Genomic DNA, 15,833 nt, shown 5'->3' on the forward strand with positions numbered 1-15,833 from the left:
AAAACGCGTCAAGCTTTTATTGGACTCCTACGCAAAGTGCTGCGCAGCCACTGCCCAAAGCCCTGCCAAGCCGCAGATACCGGCGGGAAACGCAGCAGCAAGAGGAAGGCGCCGATCACGGCATATAGCAGCCACTCGCCCAGATCGGCGCGCACGACCCAGAGCATATGCAGCAGCGCCAGCAACAGAATGGGATAAACCAGCCGGTGCAGCGCCTTCCAGCGCTTGCCGAGCCGGCGAATGCTGAACCTATTGGAGGTCAGAGCCAGCATCAGCAAACCGATAAAGGTCAGCATGCCGACGATGATATAGGGCCGCTTGCGCAGATCGACCAGCAACTGCTCGACATCCAGCCCCACCAGGAACACCGCATAGGCCGACAGATGCAGCACGGCATAAGTAAAGCACCAGAGGCCAAGCTGCCGGCGCACGGCGATCCAACCACCCCATCCGCTGAGACGCTGCAGCGGTGTCATCGACAGGGTGAGCAACAGCAGGACCAGGGCGCCCAGCCCCAGATAATCGACCAGCGTCTTGCCTGGGTCGGCGCCCAGAGCAAAGATCCAGGCCTGGTACAGCCAGTAGAGCGGCACCGCCAAGGCCGCCATGAATACCGCGCTCCGCCACCCGACATAACGCATCAGTAGTACTTCCTTAGATCGAGGTCGCTATAGAGGCCGGCGACTTCGTCGTAGCCGTTGAACAGCCGGGTCTTCATCACATTGGGGCTGAACAGGCTGCTCGGCAGACGCCGCTCCTGCGCCTGCGACCAGCGCGGATGATCCACCTGCGGGTTGACGTTGGCGTAGAAGCCATACTCATTGGGTGCCAGCGCCTGCCAGGTATTGACCGGCTCGTCCCGCACCAGGCTGATGCGCACGATGGACTTGATGCTCTTGAAACCGTATTTCCAGGGCACCACCAGGCGCAACGGCGCGCCGTTCTGCGCCGGCAGCGTGCGCCCATACATGCCCACCGCCATGAAGGCCAGCGGATGCATGGCCTCGTCCAGACGCAGGCCTTCGACGTAGGGCCAATCGATCAGGGAAAACCCGGAGCGCTGCCCGACCATGCGCTCGGCGTCGACCAGAGTCTCGAAACGCACGTACCTGGCCTGACTGGTGGGTTCGGCCTGGCTGAGCAGATCCGCCAGGGGAAAACCCAGCCAGGGAATGACCATCGACCAGGCCTCGACGCAGCGCAGCCGATAGATGCGCTCCTCCAACAGCTGCGGTTCAGCCAGCGCCGCCATGTCGTAGCGCCCGGGCTTGCCGACCTCGCCATCGATCAGCACCGTCCAGGGCTCGACCTTGAACTGCGCGGCATGCCGCACCGGGTCGCCCTTGTTGGGGCCGAACTCGTAGAAGTTGTTGTAGCGCGAAGCATCCTTGTACGGCGTGATGACTTCGTCGCCGGCGGTAACCGCCTGCCAGCGCACGCTCTCGAGCTTGGCCTTGAACCAGGCCGGCTCGTCGACCGCCTCCACATCGGCGTAACGACCGCCGTCGGCGAAGGATAGCGCGGGCAAGGCGGCGAGCGAGGCCAGGCCGAGACTGCCGCCCATGAACCGGCGCCGGGAGAGGTAAACGGCTTCTGGGGTGACCTCGGACTCGGAAGCGGCAGAAGCGGGAGGAATTCGAATCAGCATGATGGCTCCGCGGCAAAGGCAGGTGACGGGCCAATAGACCGCGGAGCCGAGGTTTTATTACATCAGTCCACAGTCTTGCGGCGGCGCAGTTGCAACAAATATTGAATGGGGCCGGAGGCCGCATAGGCGAGGAAGATGATCAGCAGGATACGCGGCGGGTCGCTGAACACCACGGCGAACACCAGCACCACCGCGAGGATGGCGACGAAGGGAACGCGCCCCTTCAGATCGAGATCCTTGAAACTGTAGTACTTGATGTTGCTGACCATCAGCATGCCGGCCGCCGCCACCAGCACCGCCACGGCGAAGGCCATGTTCGAGCCCTTGATGCCGAAGTCGCTGAAGGCCCACACCGTACCGGCCACCACGCCGGCTGCGGCCGGGCTGGCCAGGCCGATGAAGTAGCGCTTGTCGACGCTGCCGATCTGCGTGTTGAACCGCGCCAGGCGTAGCGCCGCGCCGGCGACATAGATGAAGGCGACCATCCAGCCGACCTTGCCCATGCTGCCCAGCGCCCACTCGAAGGCCAGCAGGGCCGGGGCGACGCCGAAGGCGACCATGTCGGACAGCGAATCGTACTCGGCGCCGAAGGCGCTCTGCGTGTTGGTCAGGCGGGCGACACGACCATCCAGGCTGTCGAGCACCATGGCGACGAACACCGCCGCCGCGGCAACGTAGAAGTTGCCGTTCATCGCATTGATGATGGCGTAGAAACCGGCGAACAGGTTGGCCGTGGTGAACAGGTTGGGCAGCAGGTAGATGCCGCGATGACGCACCTTGCGCCCCTCGGCGTCCTGCCCCTCCTCCACATGCTCATCGATCGGCAGCAGGCTTTCGACTTCGTCGGCGCCCCGCTTCGGCTCTTCGTGACCTTCACTCATGAACAACACCTTGCAACTGATTTGAAGAATGGCGCACCGCGCGCCCTCTCGGGCAGCGCTCAACGCCCAGGCTTTATACCAGAAGCCTTGCCGCAGAATGAAAAAACGCGGCATCGAGCCGCGTTCTTTCGCACATCGCAGACCTTAGTTCTTGGTCTTGTCGACGATCTTGTTGGCGGAGATCCACGGCATCATCGCGCGCAGCTTCTCGCCGACCACTTCGATACCGTGCGCGGCATTGTTACGGCGGTAGGCGGTCATCGACGGGTAGTTGGTGGCGCCTTCGCTGATGAACATCTTGGCGTACTCGCCGTTCTGGATGCGCTTGAGCGCGTTGCGCATGGCTTCGCGCGACTGCTCGTTGATCACTTCCGGACCGGTGACGTACTCGCCGTACTCGGCGTTGTTGGAGATCGAGTAGTTCATGTTGGCGATGCCGCCTTCGAACATCAGGTCGACGATCAGCTTCAGCTCGTGCAGGCACTCGAAGTAGGCCATTTCCGGCGCGTAACCGGCTTCGACCAGGGTATCGAAACCGGCCTTGACCAGCTCGACGCAACCGCCGCAGAGCACGGCCTGCTCGCCGAACAGGTCGGTTTCGGTCTCGTCCTTGAAGGTGGTTTCGATGATGCCGGTGCGGCCGCCGCCGACGCCGCAGGCGTAGGACAGGGCGACGTTCTTGGCGTTGCCGGAGGCGTCCTGGTAGATGGCGATCAGGTCAGGGATGCCGCCGCCCTTGACGAACTCGGAGCGCACGGTGTGGCCCGGGGCCTTCGGCGCGATCATGATCACGTCGAGGTCGGCACGCGGTACGACCTGGTTGTAGTGGATCGAGAAACCGTGGGAGAAGGCCAGGGTGGCGCCCTTCTTGATGTTCGGCTCGATCTCTTCCTTGTACAGGCGGCCCTGGAACTCGTCCGGGGTGAGGATCATCACCAGGTCGGCATTGGCAACGGCGGTGGCCACGTCGGTGACCTTCAGGCCATGGGCTTCGGCCTTGGCAACGGTAGCGGAGCCTTTGCGCAGACCGATGGTGACGTCGACACCGGAGTCCTTCAGGTTGCACGCCTGGGCGTGGCCCTGGGAACCGTAGCCGATAACGGCGACTTTCTTGCCCTGGATGATCGAGAGGTCGCAATCTTTGTCGTAATAAACTTTCATGGTCTTGGCTCTTTGAATCGAAAGGAATGGGGGTGCAAGCACCGCGACAGAGGCACCTTAAGTGATCCGCCCCATTGCGTAAAATGATATATTTGCAATACAACATGCCGATATATGAAACAGTTATGGATAGTCACGCACTCAGGCTCTTTCTGTCCCTGGCCGACAACCTGCACTTCGGCAAAACCAGCCGCGAGCAGCACGTCAGCCCTTCCGCGCTCAGTCGCAGCATCAAGCAACTCGAAGACGAACTCGGTGCAACGCTGTTCCTGCGCGACAACCGCTCGGTCCGCCTGACCCGCGAGGGGCAACAGTTTCGCGAGTATGCCAGCGAGGTCATCAACGGCTGGCAGGCCATTCGCCAGAGATTCAAGCAGGATCAACTGATCCTGCACGGCGAACTGTCCCTGTACTGCTCGGTCACGGCCAGCTACAGCTTCCTCTACGACATCCTCAGCAGCTTCCGCCAGGACTACCCGCGCATCGAAATGAAGCTGCACACCGGTGACCCGGCAACCGCCGTCGAACGCGTGCAGCAGGGGCTGGAGGATCTCGCCATCGGCGCCCGCCCCGACCACCTGCCGGCCGGCATCGAGTTCCAGCCGATCACTCGCTCGGCGCTGCGCTTTATCGGCCCGCAGTCGCCCCAGCTATTGAACGAGGAACAGCTTAGGCAGCCTACCGCGGAGAGCTGGAAGGACGTGCCGATGATTCTCTCGGAGGAGGGCCTGGCCCGCACCCGCACCGACCGCTGGCTGAAAAGCCACAACATCAAACCGCGGATCTATGCCCAGGTGAGCGGCAACGAAGCCATCGTCAGCATGGTCAGCCTGGGCTTCGGTATCGGCGTGGTGCCGCAGATCGTGCTCGACAACAGCCCCCTGACCGCGCGCATCCGCATCTACGATATCCAGCCGCCGTTGACCGCCTACGACATTGGCCTGTTCGCCCTGGAAAAACGCCTCAAGGACCCGCTGATCGCGGCCTTCTGGAACCGCCAGCAATAAATCCAGGCAATAAAAAGCCCCGCACCAGGCGGGGCTTTTCTCAACGCGGCAGTCAGATACTCAGTACCTTGTCGCCGCGGGCGATACCGGTGACGCCACTGCGCACAGTCTCCAGGATCGACGCGGTGCCGATGGCCTGGATGAAGCTGTCGAGCTTGTCGCTGGTGCCGGCCAGCTGCACGGTGTAGACGCTGCTGGTCACGTCGACGATCTGCCCACGGAAGATGTCGGTGGTACGCTTGACCTCGGCGCGCTGGGCGCCGGTGGCCTTGATCTTGACCAGCATCAGCTCGCGCTCGATATGGGCGCTCTCCGACAGGTTGACCAGCTTGACCACCTCGACCAGCTTGTTGAGGTTCTTAGTGATCTGCTCGATCACCTCGTCATGACCGATGGTGGTCAGCGTCAGACGCGACAGGGTCGGGTCCTCGGTCGGCGCCACGGTCAGGCTTTCGATGTTGTAGTTGCGCTGGGAGAACAGACCGACCACGCGGGACAGTGCGCCCGGCTCGTTTTCCATCAGCAGGGAGATGATGTGTCGCATCTTAGGTCCGCTCCGTCTTGCTCAGCCACATGTCGCGCATGGCACCGTCTCTGATCTGCATCGGATAGACGTGCTCGCTGTCGTCCACCGCGATGTCGAGGAACACCAGGCGGTTCTTCAGGGCGAAGGCTTCTTCCAGCTTGGGCTTGAGGTCCTTGAGCTGGGTGATGCGCATGCCCACGTGACCATAGGCCTCGGCCAGCTTGACGAAGTCCGGCAGCGACTCCATGTAGGAGTGCGAGTAGCGGCTGTTGTACTGCATGTCCTGCCACTGGCGGACCATGCCCAACGCACCGTTGTTGAGGTTGACGATCTTCACCGGCAGGTCGTACTGCAGGCAGGTCGACAGCTCCTGAATGTTCATCTGGATGCTGCCCTCGCCGGTGACGCAGGCCACATCGGCCTCCGGGAAGTTCAGCTTGACGCCCATGGCGGCCGGGAAGCCGAAGCCCATGGTGCCCAGGCCGCCGGAGTTGATCCAGCGATTGGGCTTGTTGAAGCGGTAGTACTGCGCCGCGAACATCTGGTGCTGGCCGACATCGGAGGTGACGAAGGCATCGCCGCGGGTCACTTCGCACAGGGTTTCGATCACGGTCTGCGGCTTGATGATCGAGCCGTCGCCCTCGTTGTAGGGGAACAGGCGACCGCTGCCGCGCCACTCGTCGATCTGCTTCCACCAGCTGGCGACGGTGTCCTTGTTCGGGGTTTCGCCGATTTCCTTGAGGATGGCGACCATCTCGGTCAACACGCTGTCCACCGGACCGACGATCGGGATGTCGGCCTTGATGGTCTTGGAGATCGAGGCCGGATCGATGTCGATGTGGATGATCTTGGCGTTCGGGCAGAACTTGGCCGGACCGTTGATCACCCGGTCGTCGAAGCGCGCGCCGACGGCGAGAATCACGTCGGCATGGTGCATCGCCAGGTTGGCGGTGTAGCTGCCGTGCATGCCGAGCATGCCGAGGAACTGGCGATCGGTGCCCGGATAGCCGCCCAGGCCCATCAGGGTGTTGGTCACCGGCAGGTTGAGCATCTGCGCCAGCTCGGTCAACGGCGCCGCGGCGCCGCCCATGATCACCCCGCCGCCGGAGTACATCACCGGACGCTTGGCGGCCAGGAGCATCTCGGCGGCCTTGCGGATCTGCCCGGAATGACCACGCACCGCCGGGCTGTAGGAGCGCAGCTTGACCTTCTTCGGATAGACGTACTCGAACTTCTCGGCCGGGTTGGTCATGTCCTTGGGAATGTCCACCACTACCGGGCCGGGACGGCCGGATTCGGCGAGATAGAAGGCCTTCTTCATCACTTCGGGAATTTCCGAAGGGTGCTTGATCATGAAGCTGTGTTTCACGATGGGCCGGGAGATACCGATCATGTCGGTTTCCTGGAAGGCATCGGTGCCGACCATGGCGCTCGGCACCTGGCCGGAGATCACCACCATCGGGATGGAGTCCATGTAGGCGGTGGCGATGCCGGTGATGGCATTGGTCGCACCGGGGCCGGAGGTCACCAGCACCACGCCGGCCTTGCCGGTGGCGCGGGCATAGCCGTCGGCCATATGGGTCGCTGCCTGTTCGTGACGAACCAGGATGTGGGTCACTTCCGGTTCTTTGAACAGGGCATCGTAGATATGCAGGAGAGCACCACCAGGGTACCCGTAGATGTGCTTAACGCCTTCGTCACGCAGGAAGCGGACGACCATTTCAGCGCCGGATAAAAGCTCCACGTTGTTCACCTCTTGAACGCCAGTATGCCACCCGACAACGGGTAGCCCTAAGTAGGTCTTACTGTCAGCGGACATGCACGACGGTGATCGTGGATTCGGAACATCAGCTTGACGAGTAACGGAGCAGCCCATGGTCTTGCGGGGCTGACCCTCCCAGCGCGAGGTAACGCGTTGCGGGTGTCACGGTTCGGCGCGGGTAGCGCCTCTTTGCCCCGAGCTGAAGGACGCTTGCGGCGGACTCCACTGCGGGGAAGGCTGGATTGTTCGGGTTCGGCGGGGGCAAGTCAAGCGATGTGTAACCGATTATTCGAGCCACCGCTGTGACGCAGCGCAGGATGAAGATTGCCGGCTTTTGGTTATAGTAACCGGCAGCACCGCAGCTTTTGAGAAAGGAAACCGCATGCGCCACATGATTCTTACTGGCAGTTTGATGCTTGCCCTGAGCGCAACCGCCATGGCCAGCCAGGTCTACAAGTGGGTGGATGCGCAAGGCGTGACCCACTTCAGCGCGCAGCCGCCGCAGGGCCAGCCCGCCACCGCGATCAGCACCTCCGCCCCGCCGCCACGCCAGGCGCCGGCCGAGCCCGCACCCAGCGTCGAGGAACTGCTCGACCCGGAACAGGCGGCTATCGACAAGAAGGTCAAGCAGCAGATTGCCGCCAAGGAGGCGGAGCGCAAGCAGTACTGCGAGAACGCCCGCACCAACCTGGCGCAACTGGAGAACAATCCGCGCCTGCGCATCGAGGAAGAAGGCGAAGTGCGCCGCATCGACGAGAACGAGCGTCAGGAGCGCATCGCCGAGCTGAAGAAGTCCATAGCGGAAAACTGCAACTGACCCTTCCTGAGCGCGCCCGTCAGGGCGCAGCTGTCAGCAGGCGATCGAACTCGCCCAACAATTCCAGCAGCCGGCGCGCAACGCCCGGCTGTTCGCGATAGACCATCTCGGCCATGACCTGAATCCCCGACACCGACGGCAGCGCGGCGTCGGCCTCGAGCAGCTGCTTCATGCGCGGCAGGAAGATCCACTGCAGCCACTGCTCGAAAGTCAGGCTGTCGACGCAGAACGGCTCCTGGCTGGCCAGGGCTTCGGCGCTGGGCGCCTGCTCATCCCACCAGCCGAGCAGACGCAACTCGCGCTCGATCAGCAACAATTGCTCGGCCAACAACGCGACGCGGGCCTCCATCAGAGACTCACCCGCGCCCGTTCGCGCGCCTGCGCGGCGCCGGCCGGATCGCCCTGACGCTCCCGCGCCTGGGCGATCAGGTTCCACAGGCTGGCCTGCAAGGCCGGACGACCACTGGCGTAGGTCAGGCCGCGGCGGGCGAACTGCTCGGCCTGCGCCGCATCGCCCTGGGCCAGACGCACCTCGGCCAGGCGATAGAGCACCTGCGGCTCGCGCGGGGCGATGCGCTGGGCACGCTCCAGACTGGAGGACGCGCCGTTGAGGTCGCCACTGCCCTGCTGCTGCTGGGCCGTGGTCAACAGCGCCAGCACCGGGCCGTCGAGCTGTTCGTCTGCAGCCAGGCCGCCGCCGCTGGGAATACCGCTGGGCATGCTCGGTGCGGGCGCGCTGAAACCGCCCTGGGCCGGCACCGCCGGCTGGCTGACCGGCGGCGGGTCGAAGGTCAGCCCGCCACTGGAGGTAATGGGCTGCGGGCCGGTCTGCAGCGGGGCCGAGACGACGCCCTGCGGGACCATGACCACCACCCCGGAATCCTCTTCGATACGCTGCGGCGCGGCCGCCGGGCTACCCGCAGGGGATGCGCCGCCGACGCGGCCGGACGACAGCGGAGCACCGGCGTCAATGACCGGAATCGAGCCCTGCGGCACCGTACTGCAACCGCCCAGCACCGTCGTTGCCAGCATCGCGGCAAGCCACTTGTTGTTCACATGCAATCCTCTTCAGAAAACGCCGGATCTGTCCGACCCTCAGTTCAGCCAGCCGCGCACCCAGTCCATCACCGACTCGACCGGCGCCTGGATGCCGCAGGCAGGCCCGGGGGCCGGCTCGCTGCCGCGAATATAAGGCATCTGCACCGCATTCGGGCAGCCCGAAGCCGAACCCTGACCGCTGTAACCGTCGACCCAGGCCTGGGTGACGTTGTCCGGCATCGGCATGTCCAGCGGCAGCGGGTCGGCCTTGCGCATGAAGCCGGCCCACACCTGCAGGGCGCCGGTGGCGCCGGTCAGCGGAGTCGGGCCGTTGTCGTCACGACCCAGCCAGACCACCGCCAGCAGGTCCTGGCTGAAGCCGGCGAACCAGCTGTCGCGCGAATCGTTACTGGTGCCGGTCTTGCCGGCCAGGGTCAGCGAGCGGGGCAGCTGGCTGTACACCGAACGCCCGGTGCCTTCGCTCATGGTGCGCTGCATGGCGTTCTGCACCAGGTAGATGGCGCCCGGATCGAAACGCTGCTGGATCTGGAAGGGGTAGCGGCCGAGCGGCTCGCCGTCGGCGGTGAGCACGCTGCGAATGCCGCGCAACGGCGTGTTGAAGCCGCCGTTGGCCAGGGTCTGGTACATGTTCGCCACTTCCATCGGGGTCAGCGCGCCGGCGCCCAGCAGCATCGACGGATAGGCCGGCCACTGGCGCTCGACGCCCAGTCGCTCGAGGGTCTTGAGCACGTTGGGCACGCCGATTTCCAGGCCGAGCTTGGCCGTGGACAGGTTGTAGGACTGCGCCAGCCCCTGGTACAGGTAGATGGTGCCGTGGGCCTTGCGGTCATAGTTCTGCGGCTTCCACACCTGGCCGTCCTGGCCCTTGATGGAGAACGGTTCGTCCCGCAGCCAGCTGGTCAGGGTGTACTGGCTGGGTCGCTCCAGCGCCGACAGATAGATCGCCGGCTTGATCAGCGAGCCGATCGGCCGCAGCGCATCGAGGGCGCGGTTGAAGCCGGCGAAGCGCGGCTGGCGGCTGCCGATCAGGGCCTGTACCTCGCCGGTTTCCGGGTTGGTCACCACCATGCCGGCCTGCACCTCGTCCACCCCCTTGCGCCCGGCCAGGCGCTTGAGGGTCTCGGCCAGCGCCTCCTCGGCCTTGAGCTGGAGGATGGGGTCGAAACTGGTGAAGATGCGCAGACCCTCTTCGGTCAGATCCTGCTCGCGGTAGTCCTCGCGCAGCTGGCGCTTGACCAGGTCGAGGAAGGCCGGGAAGGTGCTGTCGGCCATGCTGCCGCGCGCGGTCACGCCCAGGGGTTTCTGCTTGGCGGCGGCGGCTTCCTCGACGGTGATCGACCCTTGCTCGGCGAGCAGGTCGAGCACCAGGTTGCGTCGTTCCAGCGCGCGCTCGGGGTTGCGCCGCGGGTTGTAGAAGGTCGGTCCCTTGACCATGCCGACCAGCAGCGCGACCTGCTCCAGCTTCAGCTCGGCGACCGGCTGGCTGAAGAAGTACTGACTGGCCAGGCCGAAGCCGTGCACCGCGCGCTGGCCGTCCTGACCGAGGAACACCTCGTTCATGTAGGCTTCGAGGATCTCGCGCTTGTCGTAGTGCAGCTCCAGCAGCACCGCCATCATCGCTTCGGTGGCCTTGCGCACCAGGGTGCGTTCGTTGGTCAGGTAGAAGTTCTTCACCAACTGCTGGGTCAGGGTACTGCCGCCCTGCACCAGGCGCCCCGAGGTGGCGTTGATCCACATGGCGCGGGCGATGCCCTTGGGCGAGACGCCGAAGTGATCGAAATAGTCGCGGTCCTCGACCGCCACCAGCGCATCGATCAGGTAGGCCGGCACCTGGTCCAGCTTGATCAGGATGCGGTCTTCCTGATGCGCCGGGTACAGCCCGCCGATCAGCAGCGGCTCCAGCCGCGCCACCGCCAGGTTGCTGCCATCGGCCTGGGTCAGGCCCGCCACGTAGTCGCCGGAGAAGCGCACGCGCACCCGTTGCGAGGGTTCGACGCCCTCGTAGAACTGGAAGCCGCGGCTGTGCAGCTCGATGCTGTTGCCGGCCACCGACACCGCGCCCGGGCCGTTGGCCAAGCTCTCGCGGCGGTAACCCAGGGCGTCGAGCTCGCGCAGGAAGTCGTCCTTGCCCAGCTTCTGGCCGACGAACAGCTCCAGCGGCCGCGCGTAGACCTTGGCCGGCACCGTCCAACGCTTGCCGGAGAATTTCTCCTGCACCACGGCATCGAGGTAAACGGCGAAACCGGCGAGGATCACCAGGCCGACCAGACCGAGCTTGAGCCCCCAGGCGAGCCAGGGACGCAGACCGGTGGAACGGGATTTCTTGCTTGAGCGGGGGGAGCGTTTTCGAGTCATGGCGGGATTATACGCACTTTACATAGGGGCCAGCAGCGCCGCCCGGACGGTTTGCAGAGCAGCTCACAGCGGCCATAATGCCGACCTCGAACAGCGTCTATAACAAGGATCGAACGTGAGCCAAGCCCTGATTGCCGCATTGCAGAACCCGGCCCTGTATCCGCATCCTGTGGAGGGGTTTCAACTGATTGAGACCCACATTTCCTGGGTTTTGCTCACTGGTCCTTATGCCTACAAGGTCAAAAAACCGGTCAACTTCGGTTTCCTCGATTTCACCGATCTCGCCGCGCGCAAGCACTTCTGCGAGGAGGAACTGCGCCTGAACCAACGCCTGACCGACGACCTGTACCTGGAGGTACTGGCCATCGGCGGCAGCGCCGAGGCGCCGGTGCTGGGCGGCGAAACGCCGGCCATCGAATACGCGCTGAAGATGCGCCAGTTTCCCCAGGAGCAGCTGCTCAGCGCCGTGCAGGCGCGCGGCGAGCTGGGTGATGCGCATATCGACGCGCTCGCCGAGCAGATCGCCGCCTTCCACCTGAGCGCGCCGCGGGTGCCGCAGGACCACCCGCTGGGCACGGCCGAGGCGGTGATGGCACCGGTGCAGCAGAACTTCGAGCAGATCCGTCCGCTGCTCGCCGACAAGGCCGATCTGCAGCAGCTCGATGCCCTCGAAGCCTGGGCGCAGTCCAGCTACGCGCGGCTGCAGCCGCTTCTGACCGAGCGTAAGGCGCAGGGTTTCATTCGCGAGTGTCACGGCGACATCCACCTGGGCAACGTCGCGCAGATCGACGGCCGCGTGGTGCTGTTCGACTGCATCGAGTTCAACGAGCCGTTCCGCCTGATCGACGTCACCGCGGACGCCGCCTTCCTCGCCATGGACCTGGAAGACCGCGGCCTCAAGTGCCTGTCGTGGCGCTTCGTCAGCGCCTGGCTGGAGCGCACCGGCGACTATGCCGCGCTGCAGTTGCTGAATTTCTACAAGGCCTACCGCGCCATGGTGCGCGGCAAGGTCGCGCTGTTCCGCCTCGGCCAGGAGCAGGACCCGGTGCAGCGCGCGGTGATCCTGCGCCAATACCGCGCCTACGCCGCCCTGGCGGAAAGCTACAGCGCCATTCCCTCGCCCTTTCTGGCCATCACCCACGGCGTCTCGGCCGTCGGCAAGAGTCACGTGGCGCTGCGCCTGGTCGAGGCCCTGGGCACCATCCGCCTGCGCTCCGACGTCGAGCGCAAGCGCCTGTTCGGCGAGCAGGACGCCACCCACCAGGGCCAACTGGCGGACGGCATCTACAGCGCCGACGCCAGCGCCGCCACCTACGCGCGCCTGCACCAGCTGGCGCGCCAGACGCTGCAGGCCGGCTTCCCGGTGGTGATCGACGCCACCTACCTCAAGGCCGAGCAGCGCCGGGCCGCCAGCGAAGTCGCCGAGCAGACCGGCGCGCCCTTCCTGATCCTCGACTGCCAGGCGCCCGAGGCGGTGATCGCCGGCTGGCTGGCGCAGCGCCAGAGCGAGGGCCGCGACCCCTCCGACGCCACCCTCGAGGTGATCCAGGCGCAGCAGGCAACGCGCGAGGCGCTCGACGACGACGAGCTGGCCCACAGCAAGCGCGTCGACACCCACGACAGCGCCAGCCTGGACAGCCTGGTGGAACGTATTCGCCAGCGTCTGCCGGGGCTCTGAGTCCCGCCCACCACAAGTTGGCACGCCGCGCCGGGCAAAGCGCGGCGCGGCTTCTATACTGCCGGTGAACTCGCCACCGGTAGCCCCCATGAGCCAGCCACGCCAGCTCGACCACCCGCTCTATCGCCTGCTGCGCAATGACGACATCGCCGCCTTCAACGCCCAGAAACCCACGGACGTCGCCGTCGACCTGTCCGGCGGCGACTTTCGCGGGCTCGACCTGCGCAGCCTGGACGCCGCCGAGGTGATCTTCACCGACGCCTACTTCCGCGGCGCCGACCTGCGCGGCCTGGATTTGCGCCACGCCCAGCTGGAGGGCGCCAGCCTGGCCCACGCGCAGATTTCCGGTGCCTACTTTCCGGTCGAACTGAGCGCGGACGAAATTCTCATGTCGGTGAACTTCGGCACCCGTCTGCGCTATCGCAGCAAGTGACATGAGCGACGTCGCCCAACTGTTCGGCGCGCGCGCCGACGCCTACGCCAGCTTCCGCCCGGCCTATCCGGACGCCCTGTTCGACTGGCTGGCCGCACACAGCCCGGGCCGGCGCCTGGCGCTGGATATCGCCTGCGGCAACGGCCAGGCCAGCCTTCCCCTGCTGCGCCACTTCGAACGGGTGCTGGCCTGCGACGCCAGCGCCGCCCAGCTGGCGCAAACGCCCCCGGCCGCCGGCCTGCACCTGCTGGCAGCCGATGCGCGCAGGCAGCCGCTGGCCGACGCCAGCGTCGACCTGATCGTCGTCGCCCAGGCCCTGCACTGGTTCGCCGACGCCGCGTTCTTCGCCGAAGTCGCCCGTCTGCTGCGCCCTGGCGGGCTGTTCTGCGCCTGGTGTTACAGCCTGATGAGCATCGATGCGCGGCTCGATCCGCTGATCGAGCACTTCTACGCCAGCACCCTGGCCGGCTGCTGGCCGACGGGCCGCGGCAGCGTCGATGCCGGCTACCGCGATATCCAGGCGCCGCTGCAGCCCCTGCCAGTGCCGCCCTTCGCCCTCTCGGCGCACTGGGACCTGGCACAACTGCTCGGCTACCTGCGCACCTGGTCGGCGGTGCAACGCTGGGAACAGCGTCACGGCCGCGACCCGGTGGCCGAACTGACGCCGGCGCTGCGCGCCGCCTGGGGCGACGAAGGCGAGCGGCGCACTGTCAATTGGCCGCTACACTTCTTGGCAGGCACGCCTACGTGAACCTCTTCCTCACGCCATGCATGGAGGCCCGATGAACGACGAGCTGCAACACCTGAAAAACCTGGGCAAGACCTCGGCGCAATGGCTGCACGCCGTCGGCATCCACAGCGCCAACGACCTGCGTCGCTACGGCGCGGTCGGCGCCTATCGTGCGGTGCGCGCCCGCGGTTTTCGCGCCTCCAAGGTGCTGCTCTACGCCATCGAGGGCGCCCTGCTCGACGTGCACTGGAACGAGCTGCCGCCGGCGCACAAGGCCGAACTCAACGGCCGCCTCGACGAAGCCCAGAGCTACAACAAGAGCTAGCTCACAACCCCAGCGCGAGAGGATTTACGCGCAAGGCGCCGCAGCCTATTGTTTCAGGGACCTTCGTGTGGTCAGCCAGCCCAGCCAGTTCAAGGAATTACGGTTATGTATTTACTCGGGGAGCAACCGGCCTACGCCGATCAGCTGATCAACCGCCTGCAGAGCATCCCCACGCAGCTGCTGGAAGGGCTACAGGCCGTCGGTGCGCCGCTGCGTCTGGAACGGGTCGAGGACCTGGCCCAGGTGCTGCCGGGCAACCAGTTGTTCATCATCGAGAATGGCCTGCTCCACGCGGTAGTCGACGAACGGCCGCTGTTCTACCTGCAGGAAGGCGACCTGGTCGGCCTGCGCCAGGGCATCGACCTGCCGAGCTGCCGCTACAGCAGCGAGGAGCCGATCAGCCTGATTCCCTACTCGCGCAGCGAAGTGTTCCAGCACATCTACGCCAGCGAGCAGCGCCAGGAACAGTTCATCCACTACCTGATCGGCCACACCGCCCTGCTCTCCGACGCCCTGGCGCGCCTGAAGCAGCCGGAGATTCGCCCGGCCACCGGTTTCCAGCACTTCGCCGCCGGCGAGGAGCTGATCCATCAGGGCGACGAAGCCGATCACGTGTTCATCATCATCGAGGGCCACGCCGAGGCCTACGTCGACGGGCAGAAGGTCGGCGACGTGCAGAAGGACGAGATCTTCGGCGCCATGGCCGTGTTCACCCGCGAGAAGCGCAGCGCCACGGTGGTGGCCAGCGAGCCCTGCACGGTGATGGTGATTCCCAAGGAGCAATTCCTCAGCCTGATGCAGAGCAACCCGCGCATCGCCCACAGCCTGATCGAGAGCATGGCGCGGCGCATCGACCTGCTCAACAAGGAAGTCACCCAGCTGCGCCAGCCGGCTGCGTCCTGAGTCCGCGCGCGGCACACCAACCCCGGCCAGGCGCCGGGGTTTTGCCTCTCTGGGCACAGGAAAAGGCGCTGAGAGAAATTCTCAAAAAGCCGTTGACTATGAAATGAGAATTGTTATTATTACCTCAACTGATCGCGAGATCAGCCGATAAGCTAAAGAGACCATTCAGTCGGACTCTTCAGACTATCTCCTCATCAGGCTAATCACGGTTATTGACCCGGCTCTTGCCGGGTCTTTTTTTGCCTGCGCGAAAGCCTGTAGAGCGGGCTCGGGAACGCCGGCGAACAGTCCGCCATTGGCCGTCGGCGTACTGCCTGCGGCGAGTGCGTGCTGGCCAGGTGACTCGGCGACAGATCCTAGGGTCGCAGTTTGGCGCAGTGATCCTGCTGCGGCTGCGCCGCGGTGAACCAGGCGTAGTCGGCCTGCGCGGCGCTGACCGGCTTGCCGACCTCGGCGAGGATCAGCACCGCCTGCCCCGCGCCGGCGCCGAGGTCGGCCAGGTGCAGCGGCACGCCCAGATCCTTGCGCACGTGGAAGGCGCCGGCCAG

Annotated in this window: 16 protein-coding genes and 1 pseudogene; 7 read left to right on the forward strand and 10 right to left on the reverse strand. The window is 65.1% G+C overall.

Annotated elements, in window-relative coordinates:
• Positions 1-8: 8 nt before the first annotated feature.
• From msrQ to ilvC, 4 genes are all read right to left on the reverse strand, one after another.
• Positions 9-641 (reverse strand): protein-methionine-sulfoxide reductase heme-binding subunit MsrQ, encoded by a 633-nt coding sequence (gene msrQ, locus N878_RS22495; protein ID WP_021445765.1) that lies wholly within the window; start codon positions 639-641, stop codon positions 9-11.
• A complete protein-coding gene (gene msrP / locus N878_RS22500) occupies positions 641-1,648 on the reverse strand; it encodes a protein-methionine-sulfoxide reductase catalytic subunit MsrP (protein WP_031303787.1) in 1,008 nt (335 codons plus the stop codon). Before msrP ends, msrQ begins: the two co-directional genes overlap by 1 nt.
• 62 nt (positions 1,649-1,710) lie before the next feature.
• Entirely contained in the window at positions 1,711-2,529 is an 819-nt protein-coding gene (gene pssA, locus N878_RS22505) for a CDP-diacylglycerol--serine O-phosphatidyltransferase (protein WP_021445767.1), read from the reverse strand.
• A 144-nt stretch (positions 2,530-2,673) separates the two neighbouring features.
• Positions 2,674-3,690, reverse strand: coding sequence for a ketol-acid reductoisomerase (ilvC, locus tag N878_RS22510; RefSeq protein WP_021445768.1), 1,017 nt, complete (start codon positions 3,688-3,690; stop codon positions 2,674-2,676).
• Positions 3,691-3,815: 125 nt separating this feature from the next.
• Here ilvC and ilvY point away from each other — a divergent pair, with 125 nt between their 5' ends.
• Positions 3,816-4,697: an HTH-type transcriptional activator IlvY gene (ilvY, locus tag N878_RS22515; RefSeq protein ID WP_021445769.1), complete on the forward strand. Its 882-nt coding sequence runs from the start codon at positions 3,816-3,818 to the stop codon at positions 4,695-4,697.
• Positions 4,698-4,749: 52 nt separating this feature from the next.
• Here ilvY and ilvN read toward each other — a convergent pair whose 3' ends face one another.
• Both ilvN and N878_RS22525 read right to left on the reverse strand, forming a co-directional pair.
• On the reverse strand, positions 4,750-5,241 hold the full coding sequence (ilvN, locus tag N878_RS22520; protein WP_021445770.1) for an acetolactate synthase small subunit: 492 nt from the start codon (positions 5,239-5,241) through the stop codon (positions 4,750-4,752).
• Between the two features lies 1 nt (position 5,242).
• Positions 5,243-6,967, reverse strand: coding sequence for an acetolactate synthase 3 large subunit (locus N878_RS22525; protein WP_031303789.1), 1,725 nt, complete (start codon positions 6,965-6,967; stop codon positions 5,243-5,245).
• 400 nt (positions 6,968-7,367) lie between these two features.
• Between N878_RS22525 and N878_RS22530 the strand changes: the two genes are divergently transcribed.
• The gene (locus N878_RS22530; RefSeq protein ID WP_021445772.1) at positions 7,368-7,802 is read left to right on the forward strand and encodes a DUF4124 domain-containing protein; all 435 of its coding nucleotides are present in this window, start codon (positions 7,368-7,370) and stop codon (positions 7,800-7,802) included.
• Between the two features lie 19 nt (positions 7,803-7,821).
• On the opposite strand, the gene N878_RS22535 is transcribed toward N878_RS22530, so the two are convergent.
• The 3 genes from N878_RS22535 to mrcB form a co-directional block, all read right to left on the reverse strand.
• Positions 7,822-8,151 (reverse strand): YqcC family protein, encoded by a 330-nt coding sequence (locus tag N878_RS22535; RefSeq protein WP_021445773.1) that lies wholly within the window; start codon positions 8,149-8,151, stop codon positions 7,822-7,824.
• Positions 8,151-8,834 (reverse strand): M48 family metallopeptidase, encoded by a 684-nt coding sequence (locus N878_RS22540; protein ID WP_082457917.1) that lies wholly within the window; start codon positions 8,832-8,834, stop codon positions 8,151-8,153. Before N878_RS22540 ends, N878_RS22535 begins: the two co-directional genes overlap by 1 nt.
• 63 nt (positions 8,835-8,897) lie before the next feature.
• The gene (mrcB, locus tag N878_RS22545; RefSeq protein ID WP_021445775.1) at positions 8,898-11,216 is read right to left on the reverse strand and encodes a penicillin-binding protein 1B; all 2,319 of its coding nucleotides are present in this window, start codon (positions 11,214-11,216) and stop codon (positions 8,898-8,900) included.
• A 115-nt stretch (positions 11,217-11,331) separates the two neighbouring features.
• On the opposite strand from mrcB, the gene N878_RS22550 reads away from it, so the two are divergent.
• The 5 genes from N878_RS22550 to N878_RS22570 all read left to right on the forward strand — a co-directional run bounded on the left by N878_RS22550 (position 11,332) and on the right by N878_RS22570 (position 15,285).
• Positions 11,332-12,894 carry a bifunctional aminoglycoside phosphotransferase/ATP-binding protein gene (locus N878_RS22550; protein ID WP_021445776.1) on the forward strand — a complete coding sequence of 521 codons (1,563 nt, stop codon included), beginning with the start codon at positions 11,332-11,334 and terminating at the stop codon, positions 12,892-12,894.
• Positions 12,895-12,982: 88 nt separating this feature from the next.
• Positions 12,983-13,327, forward strand: a complete 345-nt coding sequence (locus N878_RS22555; RefSeq protein ID WP_021445777.1) for a pentapeptide repeat-containing protein — start codon at positions 12,983-12,985, stop codon at positions 13,325-13,327.
• Between the two features lies 1 nt (position 13,328).
• On the forward strand, positions 13,329-14,078 hold the full coding sequence (locus N878_RS22560; protein ID WP_021445778.1) for a class I SAM-dependent methyltransferase: 750 nt from the start codon (positions 13,329-13,331) through the stop codon (positions 14,076-14,078).
• Positions 14,079-14,109: 31 nt separating this feature from the next.
• Positions 14,110-14,382, forward strand: coding sequence for a TfoX/Sxy family protein (locus tag N878_RS22565; RefSeq protein WP_021445779.1), 273 nt, complete (start codon positions 14,110-14,112; stop codon positions 14,380-14,382).
• 105 nt (positions 14,383-14,487) lie between these two features.
• Positions 14,488-15,285 carry a cyclic nucleotide-binding domain-containing protein gene (locus N878_RS22570; RefSeq protein WP_021445780.1) on the forward strand — a complete coding sequence of 266 codons (798 nt, stop codon included), beginning with the start codon at positions 14,488-14,490 and terminating at the stop codon, positions 15,283-15,285.
• A 356-nt stretch (positions 15,286-15,641) separates the two neighbouring features.
• Here N878_RS22570 and N878_RS22575 read toward each other — a convergent pair.
• Positions 15,642-15,833 (reverse strand): annotated as a pseudogene (locus tag N878_RS22575) (iron(III) ABC transporter); the annotation flags it as partial.

The organism is Pseudomonas sp. EGD-AK9, assembly GCF_000465935.2.
Classification (GTDB): domain Bacteria; phylum Pseudomonadota; class Gammaproteobacteria; order Pseudomonadales; family Pseudomonadaceae; genus Aquipseudomonas.

Coding starts and splice junctions, on each gene's coding strand:
- N878_RS22555 (WP_021445777.1), top strand. CDS start 12,983: ATGAGCCAGCCACGCCAGCTCGACCACCCGCTCTATCGCCTGCTGCGC.
- N878_RS22530 (WP_021445772.1), top strand. CDS start 7,368: ATGCGCCACATGATTCTTACTGGCAGTTTGATGCTTGCCCTGAGCGCA.
- ilvN (WP_021445770.1), bottom strand. CDS start 5,241: ATGCGACACATCATCTCCCTGCTGATGGAAAACGAGCCGGGCGCACTG.
- msrQ (WP_021445765.1), bottom strand. CDS start 641: ATGCGTTATGTCGGGTGGCGGAGCGCGGTATTCATGGCGGCCTTGGCG.
- N878_RS22535 (WP_021445773.1), bottom strand. CDS start 8,151: ATGGAGGCCCGCGTCGCGTTGTTGGCCGAGCAATTGTTGCTGATCGAG.
- N878_RS22565 (WP_021445779.1), top strand. CDS start 14,110: ATGAACGACGAGCTGCAACACCTGAAAAACCTGGGCAAGACCTCGGCG.
- pssA (WP_021445767.1), bottom strand. CDS start 2,529: ATGAGTGAAGGTCACGAAGAGCCGAAGCGGGGCGCCGACGAAGTCGAA.
- ilvC (WP_021445768.1), bottom strand. CDS start 3,690: ATGAAAGTTTATTACGACAAAGATTGCGACCTCTCGATCATCCAGGGC.
- N878_RS22570 (WP_021445780.1), top strand. CDS start 14,488: ATGTATTTACTCGGGGAGCAACCGGCCTACGCCGATCAGCTGATCAAC.
- ilvY (WP_021445769.1), top strand. CDS start 3,816: ATGGATAGTCACGCACTCAGGCTCTTTCTGTCCCTGGCCGACAACCTG.
- N878_RS22540 (WP_082457917.1), bottom strand. CDS start 8,834: ATGCTGGCAACGACGGTGCTGGGCGGTTGCAGTACGGTGCCGCAGGGC.
- N878_RS22560 (WP_021445778.1), top strand. CDS start 13,329: ATGAGCGACGTCGCCCAACTGTTCGGCGCGCGCGCCGACGCCTACGCC.
- mrcB (WP_021445775.1), bottom strand. CDS start 11,216: ATGACTCGAAAACGCTCCCCCCGCTCAAGCAAGAAATCCCGTTCCACC.
- msrP (WP_031303787.1), bottom strand. CDS start 1,648: ATGCTGATTCGAATTCCTCCCGCTTCTGCCGCTTCCGAGTCCGAGGTC.